24 protein-coding genes and 5 pseudogenes are annotated in these 19,965 nt (G+C 67.3%); 15 read left to right on the top strand and 14 right to left on the bottom strand.

The window, feature by feature from the left end; all coding sequences use genetic code 11:
- Positions 1–196: 196 nt before the first annotated feature.
- Entirely contained in the window at positions 197–577 is a 381-nt protein-coding gene (locus tag ACIOEW_RS35995) for a hypothetical protein (protein WP_401969261.1), read from the top strand.
- A 352-nt stretch (positions 578–929) separates the two neighbouring features.
- Positions 930–1,229: pseudogene (locus ACIOEW_RS36000) on the top strand (transposase); the annotation flags it as partial.
- A gap of 8 nt (positions 1,230–1,237) precedes the next feature.
- Here the strand turns inward: ACIOEW_RS36000 and ACIOEW_RS36005 are convergent.
- The 6 genes and pseudogenes from ACIOEW_RS36005 to ACIOEW_RS36030 form a co-directional block, all read right to left on the bottom strand.
- Entirely contained in the window at positions 1,238–1,513 is a 276-nt protein-coding gene (locus ACIOEW_RS36005) for a hypothetical protein (RefSeq protein ID WP_401969264.1), read from the bottom strand.
- Between the two features lie 112 nt (positions 1,514–1,625).
- A pseudogene (locus tag ACIOEW_RS36010) lies at positions 1,626–1,928 on the bottom strand (transposase family protein); the annotation flags it as partial.
- A gap of 160 nt (positions 1,929–2,088) precedes the next feature.
- Positions 2,089–2,490, bottom strand: a complete 402-nt coding sequence (locus tag ACIOEW_RS36015) for a VOC family protein (protein WP_401969524.1) — start codon at positions 2,488–2,490, stop codon at positions 2,089–2,091.
- A gap of 105 nt (positions 2,491–2,595) precedes the next feature.
- Positions 2,596–2,946: pseudogene (locus ACIOEW_RS36020) on the bottom strand (DUF5958 family protein); the annotation flags it as partial.
- Between the two features lie 197 nt (positions 2,947–3,143).
- The gene (locus ACIOEW_RS36025) at positions 3,144–3,542 is read right to left on the bottom strand and encodes a DUF4265 domain-containing protein (RefSeq protein ID WP_401969267.1); all 399 of its coding nucleotides are present in this window, start codon (positions 3,540–3,542) and stop codon (positions 3,144–3,146) included.
- Positions 3,543–3,600: 58 nt separating this feature from the next.
- On the bottom strand, positions 3,601–3,963 hold the full coding sequence (locus ACIOEW_RS36030) for a DUF6461 domain-containing protein (protein WP_401969270.1): 363 nt from the start codon (positions 3,961–3,963) through the stop codon (positions 3,601–3,603).
- On the opposite strand from ACIOEW_RS36030, the pseudogene ACIOEW_RS36035 reads away from it, so the two are divergent.
- Positions 3,953–4,313 (top strand): annotated as a pseudogene (locus tag ACIOEW_RS36035) (ISAzo13 family transposase); the annotation flags it as partial. The gene ACIOEW_RS36030 and the pseudogene ACIOEW_RS36035 sit on opposite strands and share 11 nt — an antisense overlap.
- Positions 4,314–4,418: 105 nt before the next feature.
- Complete coding sequence (locus ACIOEW_RS36040) at positions 4,419–4,793, top strand: hypothetical protein (RefSeq protein WP_401969546.1); 375 nt, start codon at positions 4,419–4,421, stop codon at positions 4,791–4,793.
- Between the two features lie 41 nt (positions 4,794–4,834).
- Here ACIOEW_RS36040 and ACIOEW_RS36045 read toward each other — a convergent pair whose 3' ends face one another.
- The 5 genes from ACIOEW_RS36045 to ACIOEW_RS36065 form a co-directional block, all read right to left on the bottom strand.
- The gene (locus ACIOEW_RS36045; RefSeq protein WP_401969272.1) at positions 4,835–5,383 is read right to left on the bottom strand and encodes a hypothetical protein; all 549 of its coding nucleotides are present in this window, start codon (positions 5,381–5,383) and stop codon (positions 4,835–4,837) included.
- 90 nt (positions 5,384–5,473) lie between these two features.
- The gene (locus ACIOEW_RS36050) at positions 5,474–6,136 is read right to left on the bottom strand and encodes a hypothetical protein (protein ID WP_401969274.1); all 663 of its coding nucleotides are present in this window, start codon (positions 6,134–6,136) and stop codon (positions 5,474–5,476) included.
- On the bottom strand, positions 6,133–6,264 hold the full coding sequence (locus ACIOEW_RS36055; protein ID WP_401969276.1) for a hypothetical protein: 132 nt from the start codon (positions 6,262–6,264) through the stop codon (positions 6,133–6,135). Before ACIOEW_RS36055 ends, ACIOEW_RS36050 begins: the two co-directional genes overlap by 4 nt.
- Before the next feature lie 191 nt (positions 6,265–6,455).
- A complete protein-coding gene (locus ACIOEW_RS36060) occupies positions 6,456–7,250 on the bottom strand; it encodes a recombinase family protein (RefSeq protein WP_401969278.1) in 795 nt (264 codons plus the stop codon).
- 380 nt (positions 7,251–7,630) lie between these two features.
- Positions 7,631–8,560, bottom strand: coding sequence for a helix-turn-helix transcriptional regulator (locus tag ACIOEW_RS36065; RefSeq protein ID WP_401969280.1), 930 nt, complete (start codon positions 8,558–8,560; stop codon positions 7,631–7,633).
- A gap of 138 nt (positions 8,561–8,698) precedes the next feature.
- On the opposite strand from ACIOEW_RS36065, the gene ACIOEW_RS36070 reads away from it, so the two are divergent.
- From ACIOEW_RS36070 to ACIOEW_RS36105, 8 genes are all read left to right on the top strand, one after another.
- Positions 8,699–9,967 (top strand): MFS transporter, encoded by a 1,269-nt coding sequence (locus ACIOEW_RS36070; RefSeq protein WP_401969282.1) that lies wholly within the window; start codon positions 8,699–8,701, stop codon positions 9,965–9,967.
- Positions 9,968–10,155: 188 nt separating this feature from the next.
- A complete protein-coding gene (locus tag ACIOEW_RS36075; protein ID WP_401969283.1) occupies positions 10,156–11,172 on the top strand; it encodes a zinc-dependent alcohol dehydrogenase family protein in 1,017 nt (338 codons plus the stop codon).
- Positions 11,173–11,248: 76 nt separating this feature from the next.
- The gene (locus ACIOEW_RS36080; RefSeq protein ID WP_401969286.1) at positions 11,249–11,911 is read left to right on the top strand and encodes an SDR family NAD(P)-dependent oxidoreductase; all 663 of its coding nucleotides are present in this window, start codon (positions 11,249–11,251) and stop codon (positions 11,909–11,911) included.
- 16 nt (positions 11,912–11,927) lie between these two features.
- On the top strand, positions 11,928–12,413 hold the full coding sequence (locus ACIOEW_RS36085) for a cyclophilin-like fold protein (protein WP_401969289.1): 486 nt from the start codon (positions 11,928–11,930) through the stop codon (positions 12,411–12,413).
- Positions 12,414–12,450: 37 nt separating this feature from the next.
- Complete coding sequence (locus ACIOEW_RS36090) at positions 12,451–13,218, top strand: SDR family NAD(P)-dependent oxidoreductase (protein ID WP_401969290.1); 768 nt, start codon at positions 12,451–12,453, stop codon at positions 13,216–13,218.
- Between the two features lie 102 nt (positions 13,219–13,320).
- A complete protein-coding gene (locus ACIOEW_RS36095) occupies positions 13,321–13,461 on the top strand; it encodes an SDR family NAD(P)-dependent oxidoreductase (protein ID WP_401969292.1) in 141 nt (46 codons plus the stop codon).
- A 41-nt stretch (positions 13,462–13,502) separates the two neighbouring features.
- Positions 13,503–13,835 (top strand): SDR family NAD(P)-dependent oxidoreductase, encoded by a 333-nt coding sequence (locus ACIOEW_RS36100; protein WP_401969526.1) that lies wholly within the window; start codon positions 13,503–13,505, stop codon positions 13,833–13,835.
- A 70-nt stretch (positions 13,836–13,905) separates the two neighbouring features.
- Entirely contained in the window at positions 13,906–14,631 is a 726-nt protein-coding gene (locus ACIOEW_RS36105) for an HNH endonuclease family protein (protein ID WP_401969295.1), read from the top strand.
- A gap of 73 nt (positions 14,632–14,704) precedes the next feature.
- On the opposite strand, the gene ACIOEW_RS36110 is transcribed toward ACIOEW_RS36105, so the two are convergent.
- Positions 14,705–14,887, bottom strand: coding sequence for a hypothetical protein (locus tag ACIOEW_RS36110; protein ID WP_401969296.1), 183 nt, complete (start codon positions 14,885–14,887; stop codon positions 14,705–14,707).
- 424 nt (positions 14,888–15,311) lie between these two features.
- Entirely contained in the window at positions 15,312–15,809 is a 498-nt protein-coding gene (locus ACIOEW_RS36115) for a hypothetical protein (RefSeq protein WP_401969298.1), read from the bottom strand.
- 210 nt (positions 15,810–16,019) lie between these two features.
- Here ACIOEW_RS36115 and ACIOEW_RS36120 point away from each other — a divergent pair.
- The 3 genes and pseudogenes from ACIOEW_RS36120 to ACIOEW_RS36130 all read left to right on the top strand — a co-directional run.
- Positions 16,020–16,277: pseudogene (locus tag ACIOEW_RS36120) on the top strand (NUDIX hydrolase); the annotation flags it as partial.
- Positions 16,278–16,972: 695 nt separating this feature from the next.
- On the top strand, positions 16,973–18,151 hold the full coding sequence (locus ACIOEW_RS36125) for a hypothetical protein (RefSeq protein ID WP_401969301.1): 1,179 nt from the start codon (positions 16,973–16,975) through the stop codon (positions 18,149–18,151).
- 27 nt (positions 18,152–18,178) lie between these two features.
- Entirely contained in the window at positions 18,179–19,087 is a 909-nt protein-coding gene (locus ACIOEW_RS36130) for a hypothetical protein (RefSeq protein ID WP_401969303.1), read from the top strand.
- Between the two features lie 461 nt (positions 19,088–19,548).
- On the opposite strand, the gene ACIOEW_RS36135 is transcribed toward ACIOEW_RS36130, so the two are convergent.
- On the bottom strand, positions 19,549–19,893 hold the full coding sequence (locus ACIOEW_RS36135; protein WP_365536394.1) for a hypothetical protein: 345 nt from the start codon (positions 19,891–19,893) through the stop codon (positions 19,549–19,551).
- Positions 19,894–19,965 lie beyond the last annotated feature (72 nt).

The following is a 19,965-nucleotide window of genomic DNA, read 5'->3' on the forward strand; positions in this document are numbered from 1 at the left end:
CCGCCCACCGCTTCACATCACTGAGATCCCCACCCATAACCAGCCCAACGACCAACCTGGCCACCAGTCACACCAAAGACCGTTGCAGTACTAGTTACGTGGGGTGGGCACCATGATTCACACGACCTCTGGTCGCGCTGGCACGCGGTCACCTGGGGGGCCGTTGCCCGGGGATGCTTCGGTTCGTTGTCCTGGCATGGCACAGAACCCGTCCCCCGATCCGTCCCCGTTCGTGGAGGCCGTGCTGATGCGCTGCCCCGACATGCCGACTGCAGATGTTGAGCAGCTGCGGGCCGCGGTCCGCAAGGCGCTGGTCGGCCGGCCCGAGTCCCAGTGGACCGAGGCGTTCGCCGACCTGATTATCGACCGCCGCGACGAGCCGTTCGCCCGACCGTTCTTTCAGCAGTCCGTCGGGGCCGGTATGGCGGCGACGTTCGGGTATGCGGAGCGCGGACCGGCGGGGATGGCCGCACTGATGCGCCGGTGCATGCCTCCGGAGACCGCAGATGCGGCCCTGGCGCTCGCGGTTCAGAGCATTGCCGCCGGCTCGTCCGCGACGGATGCCGCCGGGCACTGAGCACGCCCCGTTCTTGAGCCGGCTTACAGGCCGATGCCCTCGATGACGGCGTCCTCGCAGCGTCACCCTTGTCGACGTTGACCGATTCGCTGACTTGGGCGAGCGCGCCCACAATCACGCCCATGCCTGACTGGATGCCTTCATGGGGTACGACCGCGCTCATCTCGATAGTGACTGCCCTGCTCACCCTCGTGGTGAGCGGGCGGTACGTCTCGCCCTTGCTCGAAGTCCGCAACAGACGCTTCCAGGTGAAGATGCAGGCCCGCGAGGAGTTCCAGGCCAACCTGCTGATCATTCTGTCTGCGGTGACACGTCTGCTCGCCGTGCACGTACCTGCCGAAGCATGGTCCACTGCCCCGAACTCGATGCCCTCACCGGTCACGTCCGGTCCTTCGGCCAGATGCTCACCGAGCGCCAGGGCGAACGGCTGCCGCAGTGGCTCGACGCCGTCCGGCAAGACGACCTCCCCAGCCTGCACACCCTCGCCGCCGGCATCGACCGTGACCGCGATGCAGTCATCGCTGGCCTCACCCTGCCCTGGAACTCCGGCGTCGTCGAGGGACACGTCAACCGGATCAAGATGCTCAAGCGCCAGATGTTCGGCCGAGCCGGCTTCGATCTCCTGCGCAAGCGCGTCCTGCTCTACTCGTGAGCCACAGGTCAGACCGCATCATCAAGGAGCCCGAAGCCTTCAGGGAACCCTTCCAGGAACCCCCGCCGCGCTGAGTCGGACTCAGCTTCAGCCATCGTCCTCAAGAGATCGACGAACTCGCTCCGCTGGCCACTCGACAGCTTGCTGACCAGGTGTCCGACGCCCTCCAGGACCTTGACTGCGTCGTCCGGATCCATCTGCTCGTCGTCACAGCCCTCGATGAACCACAGGACATCGACCAAAGCCTCGGCCAGGGCGTGAGTCAGAGACGAGTACACGGGCATGGAGGCGGTCTCCCAGCAGGTCACGGCAGCAGAGCCCGGCCATCCCACCACACACCACTGACATCACACTCAGTCAGCGCTCCACGAAAAGTGAGCCAGAACCCCCGTTCCGTCTGGGGAGGAGCGGGTGGTAGGGCAGGCCGAAGGCGGCCAGCTCCTCCGGCGTCGCACGTCGGCACCACTCCGCCGCTGCGGTGATCGAGTCGTGGCCGGACGGGGTCATCGCGCAGACCACCAGGGCCAGGACAGAGGAGAGCCGGTAGCGCACTCCGCAGGCCCCTCGCGGATCGGTGACCGACTCGAACTCGGCAACCGGGCCACGGACTTGGTCCTTGGCCACACCCTCGCGGAGAGCTTCCAGGCAGGGCGCATGAGGCGCACGGACAGCGACAGGAGATGATGGAGGAACGAACACGGCACCTTCGTGGATCTTGCAGCGTAGAGAACTACATGATCCACAGGTGCCGTGTTCATCTGCTTCCGGGGCTCGCCATCGAGATCAATCACCCCAGGGTGGGGCGATCCAGGTACTCGCCGGGGCCATGCCCGGAGCCCCCGGGCCCATCCGGTGTCCGTCAGAGCCCGACGGGCTCGCCGTCGATCCACTGGACGCGCCTGTTGCGGCACAGGCAGAAGGGGTGGCCGACCGGGTCGGTGTAGACGCGCCAGCCGTAGCCCTCCTCGCCGACGAAGTCCTTGCGGAGGGTGGCGCCGAGGGCGGTGAGGCGCTGTTCCTCGGGTTCGAACTCGTCGACTTCGAAGTCGAGGTGGAACTGCTTGGGGTGCTCGTCGTCGGGCCAGTTCGGGGCGCGGAAGTTGTCGACGCGCTGGAACGCGAGCTCGATCTTGCCGAACTTGATGCCGGCCCAGTTGTCGTCGCTGTCGCGCTTGACGGGTTCGCCGGTGACCTCGGCGTAGAACGCCGCGAGCTTCATGGGCTCGGGGCAGTCGATGATGAAATCGGTGAGCTTCAGCATCCGGCGATCTTGCCACGCGGACCGCGAGGGCGGCAGGGGTGAGCCCCAGGGCCCCGGCGCCATGCGGGATCCCTCCGGGCCAGCAGCCGACAGCCTGTGCCACTCGTGGCCGCATCCGCTGGAGCAGAAGCGCTCGCGGCGTCGGCCATCGGCTATCGCGAGCACTGAGACCAACAGTCGGAATGCCTTCTGTCGTTCGTCGAGGGGAGCGAGGCCGGCGATCTTCCCCAGCTGTTCGTTGATCCGGCCGCGTGAGATCAGGACGGCGGGCGTATGGGTAGGGCGGAGTCCGGCACGGCGGATGCTCTCCGGTCCGTCCCCGGTAGTGGCACGGGCCTGTACGCAGTATTGGCACAAGAGCCGCAACACGTCGACCTGCTCCTCTGGCGGGAGACCATCGACCCATTCGATGCCCTGAGACAGCGGGCGCAGCCCCTGTGAGAGCTCGTTGAGCATGATGGCCCGCTCGTTCACGTCTCGTACCCCCGTCGAAGGGACAGCAATTCCTTGACTCGCAATCGAACAGCACTGCCCCCTCGCGCGGCCACTCCTTATGAGGCCCCAGGCAGCTCCGTAGCCTCCATCAAACGAGAGCCGTGGCTTCCCAGGCAGCGGTGACACACCCTTCCTCCCAGTGCCACCACCCCTTTGCCTCACCGTGTTCCAAGAGCTTGCGGATTCGCGGCATCCAAGGCAACCATCCGGTACTGCTCGATCCCCTCGCCGGTCGTGCCGAGACGGTGAAAGACCTCCAGCACGCTCTGCCGGGCAGCGGCTGAGCCGTTCTCCTTGAGCACGATCAGCCGGATGGTGCAGTTCTGAGACGGCTGGACCGTCTTCCCGGCCCAGAGAACACCGTCGCCATCGAGCTCCGCCTGGATGATGTCTCCGCTGGCGACGCCGCGGACGAACCACGGTGTGTTGTCGAGCCGCACCGTGCCGTCGCCGAGGTCCACTGCCCATAGGCTCTCGACGCTCGCCGGCGGCCAGCCGTCCTCGTCTATGTCCATTCGGAAGTGGACCTTCACGTGGTCGTCACTGATGTTCGTCACCGCGCCATCATCCACACCACGTCCACGGGCCCGGACCTGGGAGTACGTAGGGAGGATGTCACCGAGTCTGGACGGTGACGCAGGTGAACGTCGTGTCCTGGAGCAGTGCCGGGGTGAGGGCAACGCCGGTCAGGTGTTCTGCCAGGGCGAACGCCGCCTGTGGGGAGAAGTCCGGTTCCGGATTTTCCACCTCGAGATGGAATCCGATCCGTCGCATCACGTCGAGGAGTTCGTCGGGCTCGGCGCCCCAGCGGTCCTCCGGGAACATGGGGTCGAAGCACAGTCGCAGTACCTGGTCTTCTGCCCAGAGGAACGTGCCGACGGCGTTGATGTTGGTGAAGTGAGAGATCCAGCTCGTTCCGGCGGAGGCCGGCAGCGCTTGTTCCTCGGTGACCCCGAGGTAGCCGTTGGGCGGCTCCAACGGCTACCGCACGCGCGGCTGGAAGACCCAGCTCGCCGATCTCGCCGCCGAGACCGGCCTTGAGATCACGGTGTGTCACCTTCCGCCCGGCACCTCGAAGTGGAACAAGATCGAGCACCGGCTGTTCTCCCACATCACCATGAACTGGCGAGGCAGGCCCCTGACCAGCCACGAAGTCATGATCCAAACCATCGCCGCGACCACCAGCCGCACCGGCCTCATCGTCCAGGCCGAACTCGACAGCGGCGAGTACCCCACAGGCATCCGCATCAGCGACGACGAGATCGCAGCCCTGCCCATCACCCGCCACCGCTTCCACGGCGACTGGAAACTACACCCTCCACCCCCAGCGCCCGACGGACACGGCGACCACCATCAGCACACAGGACGAGGCCCTGGCGGACCGACCCTCGCACCTCACACGGTATGCACTCCAGAACCCGGAACTGACCGGAATGACCCGCCAGCAACTCAGCGAAGTCATCGACGCGTTGACTCCAGAGATGGAGGTTCAGCGTGAGCAAGTGCTCCGTGCGCGCCGAGGCCACGAGCGCCTGGTTGCCCCTGGCGCTGGTGCCAAAGCCAAGCTCACCTCAGCCGACCGGGTCCTGGCCACCGTGCTCCACATGCGAAAACTCGCACCTATGCATCTTCTGGGCCAGCTCTTCAACACCACCGCCATGACCATCAGCCGCGCAGCGAAAGACGTCCGCCCGCTTCTGGAAGCCCATGGTGTTCACCTCACCGCCTCAACGGCCCGTTTCCACACACCGGAAGATGTCGCCAGGTTCCTCGACACTGACGAAACCAAGATCAAACCAGCGTGTTGATTCCCGGCAAGCCCTTAGGATCGGGCTTCAAGTACGTTGCTCTAGCGATTCGTCTCCTCGACGACGCCAATGTGGTGGTCAAGCAACGACATAAAGTGTCGGAGGTATTCGATGCTGGCCGTGCGCACACGGTGATTGGTGCCGGAATGCCATAGGCTCTCTTGAAGTTCGCCTTGGCGTGCCTCTTCCCCAAGTCCGGGGCCAGCAAATAGCTCAGCAAGTTCATCGGCCACTGCGGCCAAGGTGTCCAGGCCCTCCGCCTGGGTCGCAAAGTATGCTCGTTGCCACCGTCCCTCGGGAACTTCCTCGATCACTCCACGCCGCGAGTGAACGGTCGAGAGACCAGCGCGAAGAGCTTCTGCGCTTTCGATCATGTAGCTAGACGCCTCCTCCAGTGCGGTCGGCTCGGGCGTGTTGTGCACAGTCTCTGAGATCACTGCGTCTTCGAGACGGGCATGAGCGGCGAAGAACCTACTGCCGCTGAGGAAAAGACAGCGGCAGTGTTCCTGTGTCAGATCCAGGTCCGGTCCGAAGCGCCTACCGTCGCCAGCACCGCCAAGAGGGCGTGGCCAGGGATCCTGCGGGTTCATGCCGCCCATTTTTCCATCCCAAGGTTGATTGGGGTGAAGCTACCCCACTTGCGCTGATCGCCGAACCGTGACGCGCGGGCCCGATGAAGGTCACCAATTTCCCTCTTTGTTGTTCAGCTTGTCCTGTAGTCGCGGCTGCCCCTTCTGCCCCTCGGGGGAGACGTCGGTCGTCCCGGGTTGGGGGTAAAAGGCGTCCCCCTCTGTTGTGACTGTGTGGGCTTCCCACCACCGGACGTCGTAGGCGTACACGCGTTCTTCCCCCCTGCGGATGAGAGTGATCGAAGTGGAGTAAGACCGGCCAGCCAAGTCCCGGTAGTCGAGGAGAAGCTGAACGGGGACTGAGTGGTCCCGCACGTCCTCGAAGATGACCTGCTGGATGTCGCTGGGGGCTAGAGCACCACCTCCCCAGTCAAGGGGACGGGTCAGAACGACACTCCCCTCAAGCTGGGCTCGAACGAATAGAGCGGGGCCCCGACCAGCATTGCGGACTTCCACGGACAACTTCCTGTTCTTGATGGTCCCCTCACGTCCGGGCAAGAGCACGGGGCGCCACTGGGCGCGCTGATCGGCCGCGGTTTCCTCGGCCAGGGATTTCGTGCGAGAAGCGAGGCTGCGGGTGAACCCGGCGAGGACCAGCGTGGCCGCCGCAAGGCCCAGGGTGCCGAGGGCGACGAAGGCATCCCAACCCCAGGACCACGGGCCACCGCTCTCGGCCGCGATCGTTACCACGCTGGAGACCACATCTCGAGTCATCCGGAACCCACCTCTTGGCTGGGGCCGACGACGACCTCGATCGGGATCGAGCCACCCAGGCCCACGAGCAGCAGGCACTGGTGGCCCACGGTGACCGAATCGGGGCAGCGACCGTACCGGTAGATCATGCCGAGCAGAATCCCAGCGCGGAGAGCATCGCGGCGGGAGCGACGCGTCCAGTCTGAACTCCGGTTCCGCCCCCGGACCCCGCGGCGGGACCAGGGCTCCCCGTACGGGCGCAATAGTGGCCGCAGGTGTGCTCGTCTTACCGGCGTCAGTCGCTTAGAGCTACGGCCACCAGACATGTAACGCTGAGTGACTACACGGGGCTCCGGTCGCGTTGCTGGAGGGCGGCGAAGTCGGCGTGCGCCGTCTCGACGGCCTCCGGGTACGCCTGGGCCTTCTCGTGCTCGGCCAGTGCCCGGTAGATGCTGGAGAGGCTTGGGTTCCGCCCCTTGCGCTTGCCAGTGGGGATGAGCAGGTCGGGTTGGATGTCCTCGACGGTCTCGCCGTTCGCGCGGCGGCGGAGCACGGTGTGCAGCATGTCGTCGGTGATGACCGGGGGCCGGCCGCCGTGGTTGCCCTTGCGGGCGGCGGCGTCGAGCCCTTCGAGGGTGGACTCCCGGATGTTCTCCCGTTCCGTCTCCGCCATCGCCGCGAAGAACCCGAACAGCAGACGTCCCGGCCCGCTGGGGTCGTACATCCCCTGAAGGGGGCCGGCGAGCATCTCCAGGACCAGGCCGTGCGCGGTGAGGTGGTCGGCGAGCGCGGTCAATTCTGCGGCGTCCCGGCCCAGCCTCTTCATCTCGTTCACCGTGAAGATCACCCGGCAGTGCGGGGCGTGCGCCTTGATCTCCCTCGCGGCGGCGAGCGCGGCCTCGAACTGTGGGCGGACCCGCATCCGGGTGCTGATCTTCTCGGCGAAGATTTTGTCCCGGGGAATGCCGTGTCCGGCGAGCGCGTCGAGCTGCGACTGGAGTTCCTGGGTGAGGCTGGAGCACCTCGCGTACCCGATGCGGATGTCCGCACTCGGGGTGCCCGGATCGACGGGGGCGGGCACGGGAGTGCCGGGCCGCCACGACTGCCCGGGGCCGCGGTCGGCGGGGGTCGGCACGCGCAGGAGTTTCGCGAGCCGGGGCACCTTCGTGAAGCGGCCTGTGTGATAAGTCCCAGCGACCGCGCCGGAGCGCGAGCGGCAGGGTGAGCCTGGCGCTGCGTCACAGCGCGGGCATGGGTGGCGCTCGACGTCGTCCGCTTCGGACACGAGTGCGGTTTGAGGGTCCGTCATGACCCTGGATACTGTCACAAACAATTCCCAGAACATGCCTGGTCCCACTTTTGAGTGAGAACAAGTTCTGACAGTGAATCCGCGCTTCGGACCGCTTCCGTCGACCGTCCTTGATCTTGCTCGGGCAAAGGACCGTTTCTGACAGGCGCGGTGCGTTCCGGCGTAGTCACCGGGCGGCTGGGCGCAGACTCGGCGGTCCGTGATTGTCACGGAGCTCGGGTGCCGAGATCCTTCTCGCTGGTGGGCGCCGCCGTCTCCTGGGAACGGGTGGCTGCCAGGCTGGCGAGGAGTTTGAGCCGGTCTTCGTCCGGGGTGCCTGGTTCTGCGGTGTAGATGGTCAGGGAGTGCGCTTCTTGGAGAGAGATGGGTAGGTCCAGCGGCTGGTAGGTGAGTTCCAGGGGGCCGGCGTCGGGGTGCTGGAAGCGTTTGACGCCGCCGTGGTGGACGCGTACGTGGTGGGCTGCCCACAGGGTGCGGAACTCGAGGCTGAGCGTGGACAGCTCGCCGATGAGTTCGCGCATGGCCTTGTCGTTCGGGTAGCGGCCGGCTTCGGCGCGCAGCACGGCGACGGTGGTCTTCGCGGCTTTTTCCCAGTCGACGTAGAAGTCGCGTGAGCTGGGATCCAGGAAGTGGTAACGGGTGTAGTTGGGGCGGCCGTGTTCGGCCGTGGTGGGGCTGGCGTACATGGGGGCGAACAGGGCGCGGGTGAGTGCGTTGGAGGCCACGATGTCCCGGCGGCCGTTGGTGACGAACGCCGCGGACAGGGTCATGGAGTCCAGCAGCCACTGCACGCGGGGCGGGACGTCGACGGCTTTGCGGCGGCGCCGGGAGGCCGGGCTGCTGGGCTGGGCGGCTTTGGCCAGGTCGAACAGGTAGGTGCGTTCGTCGTCACTCAGCTGCAGGGTGCGGGCCACCGCGTCCAGGACGTCCTCGGAGACGCCGCTGATGTGGCCCTTTTCCAGGCGTGTGTACCACTCGGTGCTCACTCCGGCCAGGACGGCGACCTCTTCGCGGCGCAGCCCGGGCACCCGGCGCCGTCCGCCGGTGGGCAGCCCGACCTGTTCGGGGGTGAGCTGGGCTCGCCGGCGGGCGAGGAAGTCGCGGATGTCGTCGCGGTTGTCGGGGCTGCTTTCCATGCTTTCCACGTTACGGCCGGAATCCGGCGGGAGGGGGGTTGAGCTTGTACCCCCGATAAACGCAGCCTTTCTCAACCTCGGCAGTGGCGGTTTTGTGGTGTGTGCACCCCGAAGTCAAGCCGTTGCGGAGTTGAAAGTATGAGTACGCAAGGAGGGACCCTTCAGGTCCCCGCCGCTTTGCGGGCCGAAGGCGGTGAGCGTTCACGGTCCCGTCTTCCGCTCGTCGTCTACGTGCTGGCCCTGGGCACGTTTCTGATGGGCACGACCGAGTTCGTGGTGGCGGGCCTGCTGCCGGAGATCGCGGGAGACCTGCAGGTCAGCGTGGCCCAGGCCGGGCTGCTGATCACGGTGTTCGCGGTCGGGATGATCGTCGGGGCGCCGCTGATGGCGATGCTCACGCTGCGCCTGCCCAGCCGGCTGACCCTGATCATCGCCCTGGGTATTTTCGCGGCCGGGCACGTCATCGTGGCTCTGGGGTCCAGCTTCGCGCTGCTGCTGGCGGCGAGGTTCCTGACGGCGCTGGCCACCGGGGCGTTCTGGGCGGTGGCCAACGTGGTGGCGTCTCGTACCGTCGGCCCTGCCGCGAGTTCCCGCGCGCTGGGCGTGGTGGGCGCCGGTGCGATGCTCGCCAACGTCGTCGGGGTGCCGCTGGGTGCCTTCGCCGGACAGCTGATGGGCTGGCGCGGACCGTTCTGGGCCCTCGCGGTCCTCGGAGCAGCCGCCACGGTGCTGATCGCACGCCACGTCCCGCACGAGGGCCGCAGCGGTGCGCCGACGTCGGTCCGCTCCGAGCTGTCCGCCCTGCGTTCCGGGCGCCTGTGGCTGGTGCTGGCGGCGTGCGCAGCCACGACTGGCGGCGTGATGTCGACCTACACCTACATCTCGCCCCTGCTGACCGGCCGGGCCCACCTGGCCGCCGGCCTCGTACCGCTGGTCCTGGCAGGGTTCGGTATCGGTGCCCTGGCGGGCTTTCTCGCCGGAGGCCGCCTGGGCGACAAGCGTCCTCACCTGACGACGATCGTGGCCCCCGCGGTCACCACGGTCCTGCTGCTGGCGATCTGCCTGTTGTCGGGCCAGGCCGCGCTCACGACCGCGCTGGTCGTCCTGCTGGGACTGTTCGGGCTCGGCGCCAATCCGGTGCTGATCGCCCTGGGCGTCCGCTTCGCGGGCAAGGCCCCCACCCTGGGCTCGGCGCTCACCGTCTCGGCATTCAACGTCGGCACGGCCATCGGCTCCTGGTTCGCCGGCCGCGCCCTGGACTCCTCACTGGGAGCCACGGGCCCGGCCGTGATCGGGACCGTCATCGCCGCGCTGACCCTGATCCCCGTGATCGCCATCGCCCTCATCCAGCGCCGCCGCACCGCCTCGACCGTCGTCGCGGGCGGCCACCGCGCAACCGAAGACTGAGACCTTCCCGCCCGGTCGGCGCGGCCGACCGGGAAGGCAACCCACCCGGAGCAGGCAATCCAGGCAAACAGGCGGTAAAGCGGTGATGCTCGTACGTATCACCAGTCCCGCCGGTCTGCTCCCTGCCAATCCCTCTCAAGCCAGCTGCCTCCGCGGCCGGCCCAGAAAGAAATCCAGGAGTACATCTCATGCGCGCTGCAATCCTGCACGCTCCCGGCGACGTCCGCGTGGAAGACATCGCCGAACCGACGATCACCGCCCCGACGGACGCGATCATCCGGCTCGCCGCCGCCTGCGTCTGCGGATCGGACCTGTGGCCCTACCGCGGCGTCGAGGCCGTCGACAGCCCCGTGCACATGGGGCACGAGTACGTCGGCGTCGTGGAAGAGGTCGGCAGCGAGGTGACGACCATCAAGCCCGGCCAGTTCGTGGTCGGCTCGTTCGTCATCGCCTGCGGTGTCTGCGAGGCATGCCGCTCCGGCTGGCCGTCCTCCTGCATCCACCGCACCTTCCAGGCCGGCACGCAGGCCGAGCGCGTCCTGATCGCCCACGCCGACGCCAACCTGGTGGCCACCCCCGGCATGCCCGACGCGGACCTGATCCCGAGCCTGCTGGCCGCCTCCGACGTCCTGGGCACCGGCTGGTTCGGCGCGGTCGCAGCCGAGGCCGGACCCGGCAAGACCGTCGCGGTCGTCGGTGACGGCGCGGTCGGCCTGCTCGCGGTCCTGGCCGCCAAGCAGCTCGGCGCCGAACGCATCATCGCGATGAGCCGCCACGAGCCCCGGCAGAAGCTCGCCCGCGAGTTCGGCGCCACGGACATCGTCACCGAGCGCGGCGACGAGGGCGTGGCGAAGGTCAAGGAGCTGACCGGCGGCCTGGGCGCCCACTCCGTCGTCGAAGCGGTCGGTACTCAGGAGTCCATGAACCAGGCCCTGCGCTCGGCCCGCGGCGGCGGGCACGTCGGCTTCGTCGGGGTCAACCACGACGTCACCCTCAGCGGCGAAGAACTGTTCTTCTCCCAGGTCCACCTGGTCGGCGGGCCCGCCCCGGTACGCCGGTTCCTGCCCGAGCTGATCGACCTGATCTGGCAGCGGAAGATCAACCCCGGCAAGGTCTTCGACCTCACCCTCCCCCTCGACGAGGCCGCCGAGGCGTACAAGGCCATGGACGAGCGCCGCGCCATCAAGGCCATGCTCACCCTCTGACCACCACCCCTGTCCGGGCTGCCCGGCCTGTCGCAAGGCCGGGCAGCCCGCCCCCGCACCCCTTCTGGAGCTGATCATGACCACGTACGCCCTCATCGGCGCCGGCCCCGGCCTGGGCCTGGCCACCGCCCGCCGCTTCGGCGCCGGCCACAGCGTCGCCCTGATCTCGCGCAACAGCGAGCACCTGGACCAGCTGTGCACGGAACTGGAACGGGACAACATCACCGCGCACGGCTTCACGGCCGATGTCCTGGACGCCGCCTCCCTCGCCACGGCACTCGATGCAGCCGCCTCCGCCCTGGGCCCTGTGGAAGTCCTGCAGTACAGCCCCGTGCCCCGCGCGGACTTCATGAAGCCGGTCCTCGACACCACCGCCCCCGATCTGGACGCCCCCCTGGCCTTTTCGGTCAAGGGCCCGATCGCCGCCGTGAACGCGGTACTGCCGGGGATGCGGGCCCTGGGCCGCGGCACGCTGCTGTTCGTCAACGGCTCCAGCGCGGTACGCCCGAACCCCGCCGTGGCCGGCACCTCCATCGCGTTCGCCGCCGAAAGCGCGTATGCGGCCATGCTCCACGACGTGCTCGCGCCGGAGAACATCCACACGGCCCAGCTGATCATCCCCGGAGCCATCCGCCCCGACGCCGAGCACTCCAGCCCCGACGCCCTGGCCGAGCGCCTGTACGCCATCCACACCGACCGCAACGGGTTCCGGCACTACGCCGAACCCCTGCCCGAGTGATGTAGCGGACCACGCCATGCCCTCCGCACCCCGACGAGCTCTGCTCCGCGCCGCCCCGGCTGCCGCCCTGTTGCTGACGCTGGCCGCATGCTCCAACGGTGCACCGGACTCCTTCTCACCGTCCGCGTTCTCCTCCGCCGACAGGAACACTGCCATGGACATCCGTGTCACCCTCGATGGCCGAGCCGTCGACGCGACCTTGAACGACAGCCCCGCCGCTCGCGACCTGGCGACCCTGCTCCCACTCACCCTGGATCTGAAGGACTTCCACGGGACGGAGCGGATCGGCTACCCGCCGCGCAAACTCACCACCGACGGTGCCCCCAAGCCGTCCGCACCCAAGGTCGGCGACATCGCCTACTACGCGCCTTGGGGCAACCTCGCCCTCTACTACCAGGACGGCCCCTCCGCCTCCTCGGACCTGCTCATCCTCGGCCATATCGACGCCGACGCCGACGAGCTGGCCCAGGCCGAGCGGATCACGATCGAGCCAGCCATCTGACTGCCCTCGCCCCTCGCACGGAGAGAAGCCCTCGTCCATGAACCCCACCTACGACTTCACCGGCCAAGTTGCCTTCGTCACCGGAGCCAGCTCCGGCATGGGCCTGGCCGCCGCCCGCGCCTTCGCCCAGTCAGGCGCCGCCGTCGCGCTGACCGATGTCAACGAAACCGCCCTGACCGCCGCCGCTCAGCAGCTCACCGACGAAGGCCACCGAGTGCTGGCCCTCACCTGTGACGTCACCGACGAGGACCAGGTCGCCGCCGCCGTGGACCGCACGGTGCAGACCTTCGGCCGCCTGGACATGGCCTACAACAACGCCGGCATCCAGATCCCGCCCACCGACGCCGCCGAAGAGGACGCCGATCAGTTCGACCGGGTCCACGCCATCAACCTGCGCGGCATCTGGGCCTCCATGAAGCACGAGCTGCGGCACATGCGCGCCCAGGGCAGCGGCGCGATCGTCAACTGCTCCTCCCTCGGGGGCCTGGTCGGCATCCCCGGCCGCGCCGCCTACCACGCCTCCAAGCACGGCGTGATCGGCCTGACCACCAGCGCCGCCCTGGAGTACGCCCCGCGCGGTATCCGCATCAACGCGATCTGCCCCGGCACCATCGACACCCCCATGGTCAGCGACATGATCGCCAAGGGGGAACTCGACCGTGCCGAAGCCGAAGCGAACCAGCCCATCAACCGGCTCGGCACGGCCGACGAGATGGCCCAAGCCGTGCTGTGGCTGTGCAGCCCCGGCGCGAGCTTCGTCATCGGCGTCGCCCTGCCCGTCGATGGGGGCTACACCGCCCAGTAGCCACAGGACCAGAGAGCGGGTCCGGCCGGAACGCCCCCGCCACCGCCCTCCGCCGTCCGCACGGGACGGCGGACAACGCACCGACCCCCGAGGGACACCGCCATGAACGCCAGTAACGACACCTTCACCGGCAAGGTCGCCTTCGTGACCGGAGCTGCTTCCGGCATCGGCCGCGCCACCGCCCTCGCGTTCGCCCGGGAAGGCGCCCGCGTCGCCCTCGCGACACCTCCACGACCGGCCTGAAGGAAACCGAACGGCTCATCACCGAAGCAGGCGGGCAAGCCCTGCCCCTTACCTGTGACATCACCGACGAGAACCAGGTGAAGGCCGCCCTCGACTCCGTCATCCAGACCTTCGGACGCCTGGACGTCGCCTTCAACGGCGCCGGCGTCGAGCAGCCGGTCCAGCCCATCGGCGACCTCACCAAAGAGACATGGGACCGCGTACTCGGTGTCAACGTCACCGGCACGTTCCTATGCATGAAGCACCAGATCCCGCTGATGCTCCAGCAGGGAGCCGGAGCGATCGCGCACGACCACCCCCTGCTGGCCCCGGCCCGGCAGAATCCCATCACGGAGCAGCCACCGAGCGAAGGGGCTTACTACCTGCACACATGACCGCCTGTCACCAGGTGGTCTGTTCCTGCGATCATGAGGGCCCGTCACCCCTCGACCAGTAGGAGCACCTGTGCCAGCACTCCGCCTCGCATCGATCGCCGCCGCCCTCCTTATCGGGTCAGTCGTCGGATGCTCCCCCACCCCGGCGGGGTCCGACGCCAAGCCCTCGACGCAGGCTTCCGTAACGGGGAACGCGTCCGCGGCGCCTGGCGCGCCCGCGGGTGGCAGCGATCTGACCCTCGCCGAAGCCATCGCGAAGCTTTCCGACGGCACGGAGGACCGCGTCGGCTACGAGCGGGACAGCTTCCACCTGTGGATCGACGCGGACAAGGACAGCTGTGACACCCGCAAGGAGGTTCTGCTCGCCGAGGCCGTCAAGGCACCTGAGCAGGGCGCCCGGTGTGCGCTGACCGGTGGTGAGTGGCTGTCGTACTACGACGAGGTCACCGTGGACGCCGCCACCAAGCTCGACATCGACCACGTCGTGCCGCTCGCCGAGGCCTGGGACTCCGGGGCATCGAACTGGGATTCGGGCCGCCGAGAGCGGTACGCCAACGATCTCGACGCCGAGCGGTCGCTTGTCGCCGTCACCGCGAGGATGAACCGACAGAAATCCGACCGCGACCCGGCGGAGTGGTTGCCGCCGGCCGCCTCCGCGCAATGCGTGTACGGCGCGGACTGGGTCGGAACAAAACTGCGGTGGAAGCTGGCCGCGGACACCAAGGAACGGGCCGCCCTGAACAAGCTCGCCGAGGCCTGCCCAGACACCGTCGTGAAGTACGAAGTCGCACCGTAGGGCAGACACGCCTGTTGGGACAAACCTGGCCGCCCGCACGGGCGGTTCGGTTGGTTCTTCCTCAGGCTCCAGGTCAGGGAAGCCGGTAACAGGCCTTCTTCGTGGAGCCCTTGAACTGTGTACAGACCAATGCCTTCGCGGGCAGTTTCGGACCGCTGGCGCGGCCGGTGTGCCCCCAGAGGGTCTCAACCGCGACGCCGGGTGCGCGGCCGTTGTCGCCCGTCCAGGAGGACTTCTTCCACCGGCTGGCCTTCACACCCTTCCCAGGTTTCTGGTAGGTCCACCGCGCCCAGTACGAGTGCCTCTTCCTCCCTGACACCTTGTGAGCAATGACCAGTGGCACCCGGTGGGGCGAGGCCTGCGTGTACTCGACGACAACGCAGTAGTCCCGGCTCGTCGCGCACCGGTGCGTTTGCACGACGCCGCCCTCCGGGCGCGCGGCATCCGCGGACGCTGGAACCGACAGGAGCAGCGCGGCAGCGGCCGCCAGAGAAGAGATCTTCCGCATGCTCGGTGAACTGATCCCGGATGCGGTAGTGCGGCAGGCGTTGCCCAGATCACCCGCACGAGACCTTCCTCGCACGCAAGTGTGACTCGCAGCAGGTAGGGGCACTGCGCGTTTACGCCCTCGAAGGAGAGCCGGGACTGCAGCATGCGCCGGCCCGCCCTTCGGCCATCTGTCAGAGCTGGTCGTTGATCTGCCGAGAGAGCCCCTCGAAGAACTCCTGCAGACTGCCTGCGGAAAGGTCGAACTGATCGAACCACGAGGCGGTGGTCGACCTCCAGATCCGCCCCGAGCCTGCAAGCGCGAACAGACAGCCACCCCCGTCGCTGGCGAAGACCAGGCCTGGCTCTTCCCCGTCGATCCGGACGGCCCCGTACTCGCGGAAGTGGTCTGCGACCAATGAGGCCGGGTGGACGAAGTAGCCGTTCTCCACATCGGGCAAGGAGACCTCGTCGATCACCCAGTACATCGTGGTCAGGTCTGAGGGAATCGGCGTCAGGTCCACGAGCGAGTCGGTCGCGTGCCGGCTCACCTCCGAAGCGGGCACGATCACGTTGCTGCCCGGCTCGAAGCCGTACCGGGCCTCGAACGACTCCATCAGCTTCGCGAGCGCTGCATCCGCCTGCTCACACCAGGCGCGAAGCCACTCGGCATCAAGCCGCTCGTCAGCCACGATCACTTCCTCTGCCCTCGCCGGGGACCGCCCATGCCGAGTCCGGAAGAACCTACAGGAGCGTTCACGTAGATCCGGCCAGAGCCAATTTCGGAGGTCTCATCGATGACAGGCGGGTGGCCATAAACTCGTCCGTCCAGAGCGACTTGTCGCCAACCCACGCGCAGGTTCCCGCGACTCAGCGGCCAGAAATCAGCGAACCCGCCCGCTTTGCCCGGCGGCAACGTCGAGGACGGCGAAGACCTCGACGTTGCACTCGTCCGTGAACTCGCCGAGGAACTCTGCCTCGATACCGCGCAGGCCGAAGGCGGGGACCTGGTGTGGGTTGTCGACCAGCGCGTTACCCGCCCAGGCCCGACCTCGATACCGCGCAAGCTCCACCTGATCTACCGCTTCCATATCAGCCCCGACACCCGCGCAACGCTCGCCGAGCAGGAGTTGGACGAGCTTCCCGACGGAAGCCGCGAGGTCGGCGTGATCGAGTGGGTCAACTACCACGAGACCGCCGACCTGCCGCTCTTCCCGCCCATCGGCCCCGCCCTCGCGGCCCTGCCCCACCCTCGGGCCGCCATCGCCGACACCGCCCTGGACGCCGTCACCGACGCCACGGACGGCAAAATCAGCACCAATCAACCCAGGAGGTCAAGGCACTGTCGAAGCTGCTGGACGGCAAACGGGTCTGCCGCAACTGCTTCGCCCGCAACTCGGCTGTGCCCTGCACCCGCTGCGGAGCCGTCCGCGAGCCCGCCGCCCGGGATGCCGAAGGGCACCCGCTCTGCCCCAACTGCCTCGTCAGCGACCCCGTCAACCTGGAGGAATGCCGCAGCTGCGGGCGCCGCCAGAAAGTCGCCGTCCGCCTTCCCGACGGACCCCGTTGCGCGAACTGCCGGCCCAGGACCGCCACCCAGTGCGGCATCTGCGGACGGACAGCGGCCTGTGAGATTTCCCGGGTCACGGACGAACCCTGGTGCAACCGATGCCAGCTGCGATGGACACTATGCAGCAGCTGCGGCACCGTCGACCACGTCCGCGGCGGCACCTGGGACGCGCCCCTGTGCGCGAAGTGCACCAACCCGGATCCGGACTTCTGGGGCCGCTGCCCGGTCTGCCGCACCACATGGCAGCTCAGCACCCGCCCCTGCCAGCGATGCACGCTCGACCAGTTGGTACGCAACCTCCTGGGCGACAGCACGGGCACGATCCGGCAGGACCTCGTCCCCCTCTACGAGGCACTGTCCGGAGCCGAACGCCCCACCAGCACCATGTTCTGGCTATCGAGCTCGAAGGTCAGCATCCTGCTCCAGCAGATCGGCCGCGACGAACGACCCGTCACACACGAAACGCTCGACGAGCTGCCCGCGAGCAAGGTCCTCGCACATCTCCGCAGCGTCATGGTCGCCACCGGCGCACTGCCACCTCGCGACGAACGCTTCGTCGCGCTGGAGCGTTGGATCACCGCTACCGTCCAGGCCCGCACTGACCTCACTGAACGCCGGATCTTGCACGCCTACGCCGTCTGGCACCACCTGCGCAGACTCCGTCGGCGCCTCGGGGAAGGGCACGCCACCCGCCTCCAGGACCTGAACGTGCGCTGCCACGTCACCGCGGCCGACAACCTCCTTACCTGGCTCCCCGGCAAAGGGTTGACGCTGGGGACTTGCACCCAGGCGGACCTAGAACGGTGGATGGCCGGCCCCACGGCGAGCTACCGCGACGAGACAGGCCACTTCGTCCGCTGGTCGGTACAGCACAGGCATGCCCGTGGCCTGACCTACAGCACCGTCCGCTGGACAGGCCCACTCGGCACAATCGACAGCGAGAAGCGCTGGGCCGACGCCCGACGCCTCCTCCACGACGACGCCCTGCCCACCCCGGACCGCGTCGCCGGCCTGCTGCTGATCCTCTACGCCCAGAAGGTCGCCACCATCAGCCAGCTCACGGTCAGCGACGTCCACATCACCGACGACACCGTCGCCATCGCGTTCGGCACCTCGCCGATCATCCTTCCAGAGCCACTGGCATCCCTAATCCGCGAACTCATCGCGACCCGCTGCGGCAAAGCCAAGATCGGCACCCCGGACGACGTCCCATGGCTGTTTCCCGGAGGCCGCCCCGGACAGCCCCTCGGCGACGACCGGATCGGCCAGCGCCTCCACAAGATCGGGATTCAACCCCAACAGGACCGCTCTACGGCCCTGTTCACCCTCGCCACCGAGATTCCTGCCGCGATCCTTGCCCGGATGCTCGGCGTCCACATCCAAGTCGCCGTCCAGTGGCAGAAGGCCTCAGGCGGAGACTGGGCCGCCTACGCCGCCGACGTGAGCCAGCGGCAGAGACCTTGACCTCCTCATTCTGTATGGTCAGGCCGCATGAACAGCGAGATGCTCATAGCCTCCTCCCGCCGCTGGATGTCAGCAGGGTTGGAAGCATTCACCCGAGGAAGCGATCTGGATTTCGCCGTCCACCACTTCGGCGTCGCCACTGAGCACGCGCTCAAGGCATTCTTGTCCTCCTATCACCCGGCGCTGGTGGTGGACGCCAACGACCTGGCCGGCCTACTGCATGCCACAGGCCATGGGGCACTAACATCCACCCCCATGGCTGGCAGTAAGACCATCCAAGCAACCGCGGCGTTCGAGCGCTGCAATCAGCTCCTCAAGCCACCCATCCCTGTCAAGATGGACGTGCTCAAGTCACTCCTCAACGCGCGCAACGGTGTCTCTCACCTCGGCGCACACGAGCCAGATGAGGTGCGGAAGCATCTGATCACGTCAATCCGCGTCATCGATCCCCTGCTCGTCTCGCTGGGCGTCACACACTCGGACTTCTGGGGCCTCTATCGCGACCTTCATGACGAGCTTCTTCAGAAGCGCGCGGACGAGCTGAAGCTCGCCTACATGGCCAAGATCGTCAACGCCAAGAATGTCCTCGCCTCCAGACTCGGCCCCGCGTGGGACGTACGGGATCTGGCCCGACTCACTGCCGAGCTAGCGTGGATCGACAGCGACGAGGAGTCGGCGCCGTGCCCCGCCTGCAACATGGAGGGGCGGCTGTGGGGCAATACGTCCGTCGATCGGCAGGATGACGGTGACCCCACGGACTACAACACCGGGGACTGGGCCGTGATGCTCTATCCCCTCGGGTTCTCGTGCCCGGTTTGTCAACTGGATCTTGAAATTGACGAGTTTGAACTCGCTGGATTGCCCACCGAAGTCCGTACTTCCCACGATCCAGTTGAGTGGTCGATGCCAGACGAGGACATGGGGCGAGACCGATAGGGCATGCGTTGGGCGCCCGGCTTAGCTCGGCCTTCTGCCTTCCGTTGGCAGGGCATTCGGACAGTTCCAATACCCGACTCCACCATTAGCCATCTACCCCACCGAGACCATCGAGGCTCACCGCGCCTTCATCTCCCGCCGAAGAGCACTACGCCCCGCCGAGGAGTACCGCACTCCCACCGACGCCGAATGGGAAGACTTCCTCGGCCACTTCGAACGACGCAAACTCTCCGTCGGCACCTGCGCCCGCGCCTACGGAACCACCTGCATCCATGAGCACGCCTGCTTATCCGAACTACCCAGCTCACGGACCGACTGGGCCGATCGTGGGCGGAGTTGCTAAAAGTAGTGGGCAACAATCTCGGCGTCCGGGAGTATCCGGGCGTGTCGCGCCGCCAACTCGTGCCTGATCGCTGGCCTCGATCAGTCTCCGGCTCGCTCCATGAACACCGCGTCCCAACTCAGCCGGCGTCCAAGGCGTCTGCGCGCCTCGTCAGGTCCGCCGCGACGCGATCCCAGTCCGGTCCGTGCAGCCACAAGTTCTCGGCAGCCTCGCGCATCAGCGCTGGCTCATCAGGTCGCTGCAGGAGCACCAACCGGTAGGACAGGTTGCGAACCCAGACCGGCAAACGACCATCGACCACGTGAGGGCAGAGCTCACGGAGCATGGCGAGGATCGAATCGGCGTCAGCGAAAGTCAGTTCCTCGACGAAGTAGTGCTCCCGGTGGTCGAGGTCGCACTCAGGCGTCGGTCCGAACTCGTCTCCATAGAGACACCGGGCGTGCTCCGTCAAGGTGCTGTGCATGTCCTGGAGCCTATGACGCCTTGATCCGCGGGGGCGAAGCGATTATCGGGAGGGTGCCCCAGTGGTATTTTG

Origin of the sequence: Streptomyces sp. NPDC087901 (assembly GCF_044742205.1) — a bacterium.
Lineage (GTDB): Bacteria > Actinomycetota > Actinomycetes > Streptomycetales > Streptomycetaceae > Streptomyces.